The following is an 11,493-nucleotide window of genomic DNA, read 5'->3' on the forward strand; positions in this document are numbered from 1 at the left end:
GGTCATGCTCTCGGACACACACCTCCCGGTGCGGGCGCGCGAACTGCCCGCCGAGGTGGAGGATCGCCGGCTCGGAGAGGTCGTATCCCGCCGCGGCGGACGGTCAGCGGTTGACCGTCCGCCGCACGCCCCACCGGCAACTCCTCCTGCCGGCACCGCAGCTGCCGATTCGACGATGACCCCACACCTGTCCACACAAGAAGCACAGGATGAACTACAGACAGCTACATCCCCCTCGGAGGATCGGTGCCATCCGTCGGGTGCTGTAAGCTGGCACCGCCGGCCACCACGGCGGTACATCGCGCTCGTAGCTCAACGGACAGAGCATCTGACTACGGATCAGAAGGTTGGGGGTTCGAGTCCCTCCGAGCGCACGTCAGGTTGAGACAGCTCAGAGCCCCGCAGCCACTACTCCGGCGCGGGGCTCTGAGCTTTGCGTAGGCGATGTCCCAGCCCGGGCGGAGAGGGTCAATCGCCCTCGCGACGGATCCGGAGAAGGCCGCGGTGCGCCACTGTCACGGCCCCAGCGAGATCGGCGAGGTCGTGATGCGTGACCAGGTCCTCGACGGCCGCGATCACGGCGCGTGCCGACTGGTCGTCAAGCCGGAAGACCACGATCCCGCTGTGCGATCCCGGCGGGTAGGCACGGATGTTCCCGAAGCCGCGGTCGAGGGTGAACACGATCCGGTTCTCGGCAACCGCAGCAGCGAGCACCTCCGGATCGGAGCGGCCCGACAGGTTCTCCGCAAGTACGGTATCGGCGTCGATCCCGTGCTTGGCGAGTCGCTCGGCAAGGGAGACCGGGAGACCCTCGTCCAGCTTGACCTTCACGGCGCGGTACGAAGCGGCACGAGATCCTCCCGCGCCAGACGCGCCCCGTAGGCAGCGGCCGCACGGATCCCCAACACGGTCAGCGACGGGTACTCCGCGATGATCTCACCGTCGGACATACCGTCGGCAAGGCAGTCGAGCACAACACTCACCGGCACCCGGGTCCCCCGGATACACGCCTGCCCATGACCGACTGTCGGGTCGGCCACGACGAGCGCCAGAAGATCTTCCGCCATGCCTCCCAGTATGCTCCCGGATCTCAGCGTCGAGCGCCCGTCACGTGGTCCAAGCCGTGGCACGAGTGACAGCCAAGTTGACAGCCAAGCCGCTGGACGCGGGTGGACGTCGACGGACACCGGTGGACGGAACGCTCATGGTCAGCAGACAGGGCGGACGTTGACAGACGTCGACGGAAGATCCAAATCTAACTACGGATCAGAAGGTTGGGGGTTCGAGTCCCTCCGAGCGCACGTCAGGTTGAGACAGGTCAGAGCCCCGCAGCCGCTACTCCGGCGCGGGGCTCTGGGCTTTCCGGAGCAACGGAGGCAGCGGCACTGTCGCTTACGCGATCGCGGCGATATCCCCATCATCGAAGTAGATCGCCTGGTGCAGCCGGCCACCGAGAGCAGCGGCATAGCGAGCAACCACATCCTGACCGGACAGCGAGCCCTGCTCGATCTGCGAGATCCGCCCCTTGGTCACACCCATCCGCTCCGCGACCTGCGCCTGCGTCAGCCCCCGCGCCCGACGCACCTCAGCAAGCCGATGGCCTACCGCGACCGCGAGGAGCTCTTGGCAGCCGGCAGCAACCGCGTCTTCCCCACCGGCCCGGGCGACCTGCTCGGCACGGATGTCAGACCACCGTGTGTAACCGCTCATCGCTGATCGCTCTCTTCCTCGCCGCGTTCCACCAGATAGGTCTTGTATCGCTGCTCCGCAAGCGGGATCGCCTCGGCGTACCAGGCGTTCCACTGCCCAGCCTTGTCCCCGGCGACAAGCAGGATGCTCGAACGCCACGGATCGAAGCAGAACAGGATCCGCACCGTCCCCGGCCTAAGTTCCTTCAGGTTCGGCAACGACGAACCGCTGATCGTGTCGACGAGCGGTCTCCCCAGACCTGGACCAGCCTCCGCAAGAAGATCTATTGCTTGCACGACCCGGGCGTGCGTGGCCGCGTCCAGGCCGTCGATCCAGTCGCGGACCTCGTTGACGAGATAGACGTCCCACTGCTGCCCTTCTACCACACGAGTATAGCTCTCACTAAACCCTCGGCCCACCGAATCGCACAGGAGACGCCGGCGGGACGGCTGACAGCCAAGTTGATAGCCAAGGCCGCGAACGAGGACGGACGTCGACGGAAGATCCAAATCTAACTACGGATCAGACGGATCAGACGGTTGGGGGTCCGAGTCCCTCCGAGCGCACGCACGGTTGAGACAGGCCAGAGCCCCGCGTCCCCATCCAAGGCGCGGGGCTCTGCCGCTTCAAGGTCTCTTATACTGCAATTCGTACCACAATTGGCGACGGGGGCCGCCAAGCGACTCAGGCGACACCCTCCCACTTCTCACTCTCTGTAACAGTGGGTGGAGTCTGCAGCCAGGTGAGGATGTCGTCGATGCTCCCTGCGGTCCCCCGCCGGACGTCCTCGAACACGTCGATGCTACGCGCCGTCCTACCCGCCAGCTCCGAAGCGATGATCTACATCGCCATGATTGACAACCTCGCCAAACACGTAACAGGCGTGAGGTGCCCCGGGTCTGGTGGAGACTACGCCCGCGGCTCAGTGCGAGGCCGACGCCCAAGGGCCAACGCCACCGATGCGTTCGACATCCTTGATTCTTTCTACTGCGCCGCTGCCTGCCGGTCAATTGAGCGGCTAGACCACGCCCTCCGGCTGGAGGACCTGGCCGCCCACGCCGGGATGAGTCGCCGAACCTTCACCCGCCGCTTCGCTACGTCAGCACCTACGCGACGCCATCGCAGTCCCCCGAACGCCTACCGCAGAACCTTCCGCGGCTAAGGCGCCAGGAGCGCGTCCAGTGGTGAGGCGGGCCCGGTGCGCCCGCGCCTTGGCCCGGTTGCCGCAGATGGCCATGCTGCACCAGCGACGCTGGTGGGCCTTGGTGCGGTCGTAGAACCACAGCGTGCAGGTCGGGCCGTCGCAGTTGCGGACGAGCGACCGGTTGCCATGCGCGAACAGGTCCGCGGCGGCCCGCGCCGGCAAGGCGAGGAGGACCTCGGCGGATGCCCACGTCCCGCTTTCGACGATCGCGGGGGTACCGCCGACGCGGGTGAGCCGCGCGTACCGATGGTCGGTGGCCAACAGCCCATTCAGGCGCGACAGCGTGGGTTCGTCCGGCACGGTGGAGCTGCCGCCCGCCCAGGCGCCGATGAGCGGCCGCAGCCACTCCCGGAGCTCGACCGCGGCGACGGCGATGCGGTCGAGCTCTTCGGGCCCGAACCGGGCAGGCAGCGCCTCTCGTTCGGCCGTGCCGACAAGCCCCGCGAGCTGGAGCCAGCGCAGGTAGCTCCGCCCATCGGCGATCAACTCGATCGGGCCGTCCGCCGAGAAGGCGAGGCTATTGACGAAGTCCAGCACCGGATGATCGCCCAAGCCGATCAGCACGTCCGGGTTCATCGGAGACCTCCCCTCGAGCCGATCGCCCAAATAACCACTCCACTTCCTCTTGAGAGGTTACTCCCCCGCCAAAGTAATCGTCTTAGCTATCTTTTTTAGATAGCTTTTATGGACCACCGGACCACCGGGCCACTGCGCCCCCTGCGCCCGACGGGGCCCGCCGCTGACCGGCGGAAGCCCGTCGGGAGCCCGTCGGGACGGTCGGTCAGGAGTTGGCCACCGGAAGGTAGATCCGATTGCCGGCGGCGTTGAACTCGGCGGCCTTCTCCCGCAGGCCGGCGGTGACCGCCTCGTCGCCGGCCGGGCCCGCGCCATGCCCGGCCGGGTCCAGCCCGTCCCCGCCCGCGTGTGCCCGCACCTGATGGGAAATCTTCATCGAGCAGAAGTGCGGGCCGCACATCGAACAGAAGTGCGCCGACTTCGCGGCCGGGGCCGGCAGCGTCTCGTCGTGGAACGCGCGTGCGGTGTCGGGGTCGAGCGCGAGGTGGAACTGGTCGGCCCAGCGGAATTCGAACCGGGCGTCCGACAGGGCGTCATCCCAGGCCTGCGCGCCGGGATGACCCTTGGCGAGGTCGGCGGCGTGCGCGGCGATCTTGTAGGCGATGACGCCGGCCTTGACGTCGTCCCGGTCAGGCAAGCCGAGATGCTCCTTCGGGGTGACGTAACAGAGCATCGCGGTACCGGCCCATCCAATCATCGCCGCCCCGATCGCGGAGGTGATGTGGTCGTAGCCGGGGGCGATGTCGGTGGTCAGCGGCCCGAGGGTGTAGAACGGCGCGTCGTGGCACAGTTCCCGCTGCAGCTGCACGTTCTCCTCGATCTTGTTCATGGGCACGTGCCCGGGGCCCTCGATCATCACCTGGACGTCATGCTCCCACGCCACCTGCGTCAACTCGCCCAGGGTGGCGAGCTCGGCGAGCTGTGCCTCATCGTTCGCGTCCGCGATGGACCCGGGCCGCAGGCCGTCGCCCAGGGAGAACGTGACGTCGTACGCGGCGAAGATCTCGCACAGCTCGGCGAAGTGGGTGTAAAGGAAGTTCTCCTCGTGATGGGCCAGGCACCAGGAGGCCAGAATCGAGCCGCCGCGCGAGACGATCCCGGTCCTGCGCCGCGCGGTCAGCGGCACGTAGCGCAGCAGCACCCCCGCATGGACCGTCATGTAGTCCACACCCTGCTCGCACTGCTCGATCACAGTGTCCCGGTAGACCTCCCAGGACAGCTTCTCTGGCCGGCCACCGACCTTCTCCAACGCCTGGTAGATCGGCACGGTCCCGACCGGCACCGGCGCGTTGCGGATGATCCACTCGCGGGTCAGGGCGATGTCCGACCCGGTCGAGAGGTCCATCACGGTGTCCGCGCCCCAGCGGGTCGCCCACACCATCTTCTCGACCTCTTCCTCGATTGAGGAGGTAACGGCCGAGTTGCCGAGGTTCGCATTGATCTTCACGAGAAACGCACGGCCGATCGCCATCGGCTCGGACTCGGGATGGTTCACGTTCGCCGGCAGCACGGCCCGCCCCGCGGCGATCTCCGCCCGCACCGTCTCGACGGGAAGACCCTCCCGCAGGGCGACGAACTCCATCTCCCGAGTGATCTGACCGCGGCGGGCGTAGCCCAGCTGGGTTACGGAAGGCCGTCCCGGCACCGCCCGACGGGGCACTCGCACCTGCCCGCCGAGATCCGTCCCGCCGAGACCGGGCGTCCCAGAACCGGGCGTCCCAGGACCGGGCGCCCCGGTCCCGGGAACGGTCCGCTGCTCATCCGGCGCGGTGTCGCCACGCTGGGCGATCCAGCTGTCCCGCGTCGCCGGCAGACCCCGGCGCACGTCGATGGTCACCCCCGGATCGGTGTATGGACCGGAGGTGTCGTACACCACGACGGTGTCACCCGTGGTCAGCACGATCTCCCGCATCGGCACCCGCAGATCGGGATCCGCACCGACCAGCCAGGTCTTGCAGCTGCCCGTCAGCGGACCCGTCGAGACCGCCGTCATCGCCGCGGCCGAGATGGACGAGGAGGAGGACGAGATAGACGAAGAGGAGGACGAGACAGAGGACGAGACAGAGGAGGACGAACGGTCGGTGCGCGACACCATGTAAGACTCCCTACGCCGGCATTACCCGGACAGGTTCCTGCGGTCGGCGGCCCCAGCCGCCCTCTCAGCCCCTTGGCGGAGCTCCCGCGATCAACTTCGACGCTTGTCGACAGTAAGACACCGCCGGCCCGCTCGCCACCCCTTCCGGTTCATCCGACGCATGCCCTACACCATCGGGCGACGTGAGAGCCCTGTTCCGCCGAACCCCGGTTTCTCCGCGTGGCGGGGAACGCCGGACCAGCTCAGCGGTCCGGGGCCGCCGCCGGCCCGGAACTCCCGCCCAGATAAACCGTCTCGATGAGCTCGGGACGCGCGACGAGATCCGCCGCGCTCGCCGACAGCGCGATCCGGCCCCGGTCGAGAACGTAGCCACGGTCGGCCACCTGCAACGCGAGCGAGACGAACTGCTCGACCAGCAGCACGCCGGTCGACGTCTCGAGGGTGATCGTGCGCAGCAGGGCGAGCAGCTGCGGCGCGACCCCGGGTGCCAGGCCGAACGACAGCTCGTCCACCAGCAGCAGACGCGGTCTGCGCACCAGAGCGACAGCCAACGCGAGCCGTTGCCGCTCACCCCCGGACAGTTCTCCGGCCGACCGGTCGAGCAGGCCGCGCAGCACCGGGAACCAGTCCAACACCCGCCCGATCTCGCCGGATGAGCGCCGGCCGGCCGCCAGGCGCAGGTTCTCGCGGACGGTCAACCGCCCGAGTGACCCTCGTCCCTGCGGTACGACCGCCATCCCCCGGCGGGCGAGTGTGCTCGGCGCGGCCCGGCGCGACCGGTCATCGAGGACCTTGACCCGCCCCCTCGACGGCGTCAGCAGCCCCGCCGCCGTGCGGATCAGCGTCGTCTTGCCCGCGCCGTTCGCTCCGAGCAGCGCCACGATCTCCCCGGCACCGACGGTGAGCGACACGTCCCGGAGCACCGGAACTCCGTCGTATCCGCTTGTGACCCGGTCGAGCACGAGCAGATCGCCCCCGCCTCGACCGGGGGCCGGCGCCGGGGTGGAGCCAGGCATGGACCCGGAGGCGGGCATGGGCCCGGAGGCAGAGGCCGGAGCGGGCCCGGCGCGGTCGCCGCCGTCCGGCTCACCACCGCCCAGCTCACCACCGTTCAGCTCACCACCGCCCAGCTCACCACCGCCCAGATAGGCGGCGCGGACCGCCGGATCGGCACGCACCTCGGCAGGTCGACCGCGCGCGACGACGCGGCCCCCGTCCAGGACGAGGACGTGGTCGCATACGTCGAAGACGAGCTTCACATCGTGGTCGACGAGCAGCACGGCGATGCCGTCGGCGGCGATGCGGCGCAGCCGGTCGGCGAGCGTCCGGCGGGCGGCCGGGTCGAGACCCGCGGCCGGTTCGTCCAGCAGCAGGACCTTCGGCCCGGCGACGAGGGCGCGGCCGAGAGCCACCGAGGACCGCTCGTCGTGGGAGAGCGTCGACGGCAGGCGGTCGGCGATCGTGGCGAGCCCAAGCGACCGGGCCGGATCTGGCCCGTCCGCGGGTCCGGGTGCCCGGGGCGTGACGACGGCCAGATTCTCCCCGACCTCCAGGCTGTCGAAGAGTTCCAGCGCCTGGAAGGTGCGGGCGAGCCCCAACCGCAGCCGCTCATGCGCCGGCAGTCCGACGAGCACGGCACCGTCCAGCGTGACGGTGCCCGCGCTGATCGACGCAAACCCGGTGAGGGCGTCGATCAACGTCGTCTTTCCGGCTCCGTTGGGTCCGATGAGCCCGGTGATGGTGCCGGCCGACAGGGTGAAGGAGACATCCTCGAGGATGCGCGTACGGCCCTGGTCGGCGGCGAGCATGTCGACCGCCAGCAACGCCGTCACGGGGCTCCGCCCGGGTTGACCGGATGCGGGGTCAGGCTCGGCCGGCCCTGGTCCGGCGGCTGCGGGTGTCGCACGTGATCTCCTCGACGCGTTCGCTGCCCAGGACCGGTCCGATGCGTGCCACCCGACCGATCCACGCGGCCCTGATGATCGGCGCGAGCCGTCCGATGCGGTCGGTACGCGAGCCCGGCCGGACGTAGCACCGCCAGCACCACGACGGCGATCCCGCACAGCACGGACTGGTACTTGCCGAGCCCGGCAACCTGGTCCAGCACGATGAACACGATTCCGCCCGGCACCAGCAGACCGCCCAGCAACGCTCCGCCGACGCTCGTCACCCCACCGGCGGCCGCGATCGCCAGGAAGAACAGCGAGGCCGTGACGCCGAACGAGTCGAAGGACAGACGTCCCTGACCGTAGCCGATGAGGCAACCGCCGAGACCAGCGATCGCGGCGGAGAGAGTGAAGGCGAGCACCTTCGTACGACGGACGTCGATCCCGGCTGCGGCAGCGGCCCGTTCGTTCGCGCGCACGGCCAGCATGCGCCGGCCCAGGTCCGCGGTGCGCAGCCGGGCGACCCCGTAGCAGCACGCGGCGAGCACGGCCAACGCCAGCAGCCCGTACTCCGGCCGAGGGAACCCGGCACCGGCGAGCCCGAGATCGAGGCCGAAGATCTTCGGATTCGGTACTACCGACCCGGCCAACCCGCCGGTGACCAGCGGGTTTCCGAACACCACCTCCTGGATCGCGACGCCGGCGATCAGAGTGATCAACGCCAGGTCGATTCCACGCAGCCGCCGTGACAGCACCCCCAGCAGCAGGCCCGCCACAGCGGAGGCGCCCGTGGCGAGCAGGGGTGCGATCGGGAACGGCACGCCCAGCTCACCCTGGAGTCTGGCCAACAGGAAGCCGGCGACACCGGCGAGGGTCATCTGCGCCAACGAGAGCTGTCCGACGTACCCGGTCAACACGACGAACGACAGACACACCACGGCGCCAGCGAGGCTGCGTTCGAGGCCGAGCCGGTAGGGGCCGGTCAGCACGAGGATCGCGACCACCCCGAACGGCACACCGATTGCGAGGTGGCGCAGGGGAGACTCCGGCGGTTCGACCACCGGCATCGGAGCCGGCACGGCGACGCCCGCGGCGCGACCGGGAATCAGGTCCCCGCGCCGGCTCGCCACCGCGATGACCAGAAGCATCGGAAGCAGCGCGCGCAGTCCCGGCTGGTTCAACCAGGAGACGTCCTGTTGCAGCGGGATCAGGACAGCCTGGGTCATGCCGAGGCCGAGAGCTCCGACGACGGTCAGACCGAACGAGGACAGGCCACCGAGCAGAGCGGCGGCGAGCGCGGGAACGACGAACAGCGAGTAGCTCGTCGGATTCAGCGCACTGATCGGCGCCACGAGGATCCCGGCGAGAGCGGCGAGCACGGCCGCAATGACCCAGTTGACGGCGGCGATCCACCCGGGCCGCCGACCGAGAAGCGCGGTGGTCTGCTCATCCTCGGCGACGGCGCGGGTAGCCAGGCCGAACAACGTCCAGCGCGACATCGCCCACAGACCGGCGGCGACCACGATGACCGACGCGGCGAGCAGCAGCCGGTCGCTCGCCACGGTCACGCCCAGCAGGGACAGCGGTGACTGCGGCAGCACCGGGCTGAGGAACCTGTTGTCAGATCCGAACTGGAGCACGGCGACGGCCTGCAGCGCGATCGTGAGGCCGACCGCAGCCACGACCGTCATCAGCGGCTGGGCACGCCGCAAGGGCCGAAAAATAACCAGATAGGATACCAGCGCTAGGATTGCCGCCAGTGCGAGGGATACTGACAGGGCTAGCCCGAAGGTGGGCGTGTCGGTGAGATGAATTCTTGGCGGCATCCCGACGACGGGCAGTACGAGGTCCCCGACCTCCCGTAGTTCTGCGTACTGATAGGTGACGTACATAGCGAACGCCCCATGGGCGATGTTGACCACGCCGGACGCGCGGTAGGTGAGCACGAGCCCCAGCCCGAGCGCCGCGTACACGGCCCCCGGACCAAGGCCGAGCAGCAATGCTGCTATATACGTTGTCACCGGGCCCCCGTAGACGCATCTATTACAGATAGAGAGATCCGAACTGCGATGAAGACCGGACGCATGGTCACACAACAGTCCCCGTCCGGCCGGTCGACGGTCAAGCCCCCAGAACTGGACGACAGAAGTGTAGCTTCACGAGCCGTGAGACAAGCCTCCCGCATCCTCCTCGCGTTCTCCGTAGCCTTGTCCGTTGTCGTCGTCGGGTGCACGAGTCAGCGCGGTGGCTCGTCCGGCGCAGCTGCCGGTGGCAGCGCGGCGGCGAGCCGCCTGACCGGGCCTCCGATCACTGTCGGCTTCGTAACGGTTGAGAACAGCACTGTCGGGTCATACCCGGAGACCCGGAAGGCCGCTCAGGCCGCCGTGGACTACGCCAACACCTCTCTGGGCGGGCTCGACGGTCGGCCACTCCGGCTGATCAGTTGCGCAACCGACGGCTCGCCGGAGTCTTCCCAGAACTGCGCCAACCGGCTTGTCGCCACGAAACCACTCGCGGTGGTCGGCGGAATCGATTTCGGCGCGGAGGCGGCGATGCCGATATACGAGACCGCCCACATCCCGTACGTCACCGGCTCTCCTCAGCTGAGCGGAGAACTCGGCTCACACAACGCCTTCGCGTTTTCCGGCGGTTCGCTCAGCGAGCTGCTCGGCCTCACCGACTATCTGACGAACATCCGGCATGTGCGCAGCGTGCACGCGCTGTACCTCGACCTGCCCGGCCTGCTGTCCGCCGCTATCCAGGGATCACAGAACATCCTGCGCCATAAAGGTGTGTCCGATATCAAACTGGTGCCAGAGAAATCCGACGCGGCGGACTTCGCGCCAGCCCTGACCCAGGTCGCGGCGGGCAAGCCAGACGCGATCATCGTGGTGTTCCAGGCAGCGACGTGCACCCGGATCGTCCAGGCCGCGGCGGCGCTGAACATCCGCGACGACATCTACTTCATCGGCCCCTGCACCACCCCCGCGGTGCCGCGCGCGGCCAGCGGCCGGACCGACAACCTCTACTTCGCTTCCAGCTACCTGCCGGTCGGGACGAGCGATGGTGACGCCGACACGGCAGCGTTCCGTAAGGCGATCCCGGAGGCCGATCGTTCCTCGTCGTCGCAGGGATCCTTCTCCGCCGTCCTCAACATCCGGTCGCTGCTGGCCGGTACCGCCCAGCCGACCTCGGCCGCCCTGCTCACGGCGCTTCGTGCCTCCCGCGACCACCCGAACGTCATGGCCCATCCGTTCACCTGTGACGGCAAGCAGATCGACATCTTCCCGGCGGTCTGCAACACGGCGGTGCGGCTGCTGGCGTGGAAGAACAACACGTTCACCGATGTCACCGGCAACTGGCTCGACGGGCGCCAGCTCATCAAACTGATCAACTAATCACCTGGGCCGACCCGGGCCAGGCTGGACCGATCCGGGCCGCGGCACGGCTCGCTCAGCGAGCGGCTCCGGTCGGTCCAGATCAGCGCCGCCGATTCATCGGACAACACCCACTGTCTCATCCGGACCCAATGTCTCATCCGGCGCGACGCCGCCGAACAGGGCGGCGTCGACTGCCCCCGCAGCCGGTCACCCAGACGCGACGCGCACCGGCTTCTTGACAAGCGGTTGACTAACGTTGCCAGCTAGAATCGACTAACAGCGTTAGTCGTCTAGTCGTCTAGTCGTCTAGTCGTCTAGTCGTCTAGTCGTCTAGTCGGTCGACCCGGACCACGCGCCCACGGATCCCAGGCCCCAGGCCCAGCCGGATCCACTGCCGACAGCAGCCAAGATCACCCTTGCCGGACTCCTCCCACTTCTGACAGCCGGAATCTGGGGTAGGTGGCTGGCGCCGCGGGCAGCACGCAGGCTCGGCCAACCGTCGCGACTCGCGGTGAAACTGGCCCTCTTCGTCGCCACCGCGATGCTCGGGCGAGCGCCGGTTATCCGCTCTGGGCACTACTCTTCGTGATCTTCGTGGTCGCGACGACGGTGTCCGCGCAGATCCTCACGCCGCACCAGGCCGCGCCAGCCGTCGAGGACCCC

Annotated in this window: 11 protein-coding genes, 1 tRNA gene and 1 riboswitch; of the genes, 4 read left to right on the forward strand and 8 right to left on the reverse strand. The window is 68.5% G+C overall.

The features are described 5' to 3' along the window. Nucleotides 1-301 precede the first annotated feature (301 nt). Nucleotides 302-374 (forward strand) — tRNA-Arg (locus AC08OV_RS18750). A 94-nt stretch (nt 375-468) separates the two neighbouring features. Here the strand turns inward: AC08OV_RS18750 and AC08OV_RS18755 are convergent. The 6 genes from AC08OV_RS18755 to thiC form a co-directional block, all read right to left on the reverse strand. After that, a complete protein-coding gene (locus tag AC08OV_RS18755; protein ID WP_476613850.1) occupies nt 469-831 on the reverse strand; it encodes a DUF5615 family PIN-like protein in 363 nt (120 codons plus the stop codon). Then, on the reverse strand, nt 828-1,067 hold the full coding sequence (locus tag AC08OV_RS18760; protein WP_476613851.1) for a DUF433 domain-containing protein: 240 nt from the start codon (nt 1,065-1,067) through the stop codon (nt 828-830). Before AC08OV_RS18760 ends, AC08OV_RS18755 begins: the two co-directional genes overlap by 4 nt. A gap of 325 nt (nt 1,068-1,392) precedes the next feature. Continuing rightward, nucleotides 1,393-1,710: a helix-turn-helix domain-containing protein gene (locus AC08OV_RS18765; RefSeq protein ID WP_476613852.1), complete on the reverse strand. Its 318-nt coding sequence runs from the start codon at nt 1,708-1,710 to the stop codon at nt 1,393-1,395. Next, a complete protein-coding gene (locus tag AC08OV_RS18770; RefSeq protein ID WP_476613853.1) occupies nt 1,707-2,075 on the reverse strand; it encodes a type II toxin-antitoxin system RelE/ParE family toxin in 369 nt (122 codons plus the stop codon). Before AC08OV_RS18770 ends, AC08OV_RS18765 begins: the two co-directional genes overlap by 4 nt. Before the next feature lie 713 nt (nt 2,076-2,788). Beyond that, nucleotides 2,789-3,457: a CGNR zinc finger domain-containing protein gene (locus AC08OV_RS18775; protein ID WP_476620040.1), complete on the reverse strand. Its 669-nt coding sequence runs from the start codon at nt 3,455-3,457 to the stop codon at nt 2,789-2,791. A gap of 217 nt (nt 3,458-3,674) precedes the next feature. Beyond that, a complete protein-coding gene (gene thiC / locus AC08OV_RS18780) occupies nt 3,675-5,438 on the reverse strand; it encodes a phosphomethylpyrimidine synthase ThiC (RefSeq protein ID WP_476620041.1) in 1,764 nt (587 codons plus the stop codon). On the opposite strand from thiC, the gene AC08OV_RS18785 reads away from it, so the two are divergent. Then, nucleotides 5,359-5,568 (forward strand): hypothetical protein, encoded by a 210-nt coding sequence (locus AC08OV_RS18785; protein WP_476620042.1) that lies wholly within the window; start codon nt 5,359-5,361, stop codon nt 5,566-5,568. The two genes, thiC and AC08OV_RS18785, sit on opposite strands and share 80 nt — an antisense overlap. Next, nucleotides 5,555-5,662: riboswitch (TPP riboswitch) on the reverse strand. It overlaps the preceding gene by 14 nt. Nucleotides 5,663-5,806: 144 nt before the next feature. Here the strand turns inward: AC08OV_RS18785 and AC08OV_RS18790 are convergent. Together AC08OV_RS18790 and AC08OV_RS18795 are read right to left on the reverse strand one after the other, a co-directional pair. After that, nucleotides 5,807-7,396: an ATP-binding cassette domain-containing protein gene (locus AC08OV_RS18790; RefSeq protein WP_476613855.1), complete on the reverse strand. Its 1,590-nt coding sequence runs from the start codon at nt 7,394-7,396 to the stop codon at nt 5,807-5,809. After that, on the reverse strand, nt 7,393-9,471 hold the full coding sequence (locus tag AC08OV_RS18795; protein ID WP_476613856.1) for a branched-chain amino acid ABC transporter permease: 2,079 nt from the start codon (nt 9,469-9,471) through the stop codon (nt 7,393-7,395). Before AC08OV_RS18795 ends, AC08OV_RS18790 begins: the two co-directional genes overlap by 4 nt. Before the next feature lie 144 nt (nt 9,472-9,615). Here AC08OV_RS18795 and AC08OV_RS18800 point away from each other — a divergent pair, with 144 nt between their 5' ends. Together AC08OV_RS18800 and AC08OV_RS18805 are read left to right on the forward strand one after the other, a co-directional pair. Then, nucleotides 9,616-10,848, forward strand: coding sequence for an ABC transporter substrate-binding protein (locus tag AC08OV_RS18800; protein WP_476613857.1), 1,233 nt, complete (start codon nt 9,616-9,618; stop codon nt 10,846-10,848). A 391-nt stretch (nt 10,849-11,239) separates the two neighbouring features. Further along, the gene (locus tag AC08OV_RS18805; protein WP_476595969.1) at nt 11,240-11,419 is read left to right on the forward strand and encodes a DUF2568 domain-containing protein; all 180 of its coding nucleotides are present in this window, start codon (nt 11,240-11,242) and stop codon (nt 11,417-11,419) included. Nucleotides 11,420-11,493: the final 74 nt, after the last annotated feature.

Source organism: Frankia sp. CeTa3Moorea (assembly GCF_978021225.1).

Coding starts and splice junctions, on each gene's coding strand:
- AC08OV_RS18765 (WP_476613852.1), bottom strand. CDS start 1,710: ATGAGCGGTTACACACGGTGGTCTGACATCCGTGCCGAGCAGGTCGCC.
- AC08OV_RS18760 (WP_476613851.1), bottom strand. CDS start 1,067: ATGGCGGAAGATCTTCTGGCGCTCGTCGTGGCCGACCCGACAGTCGGT.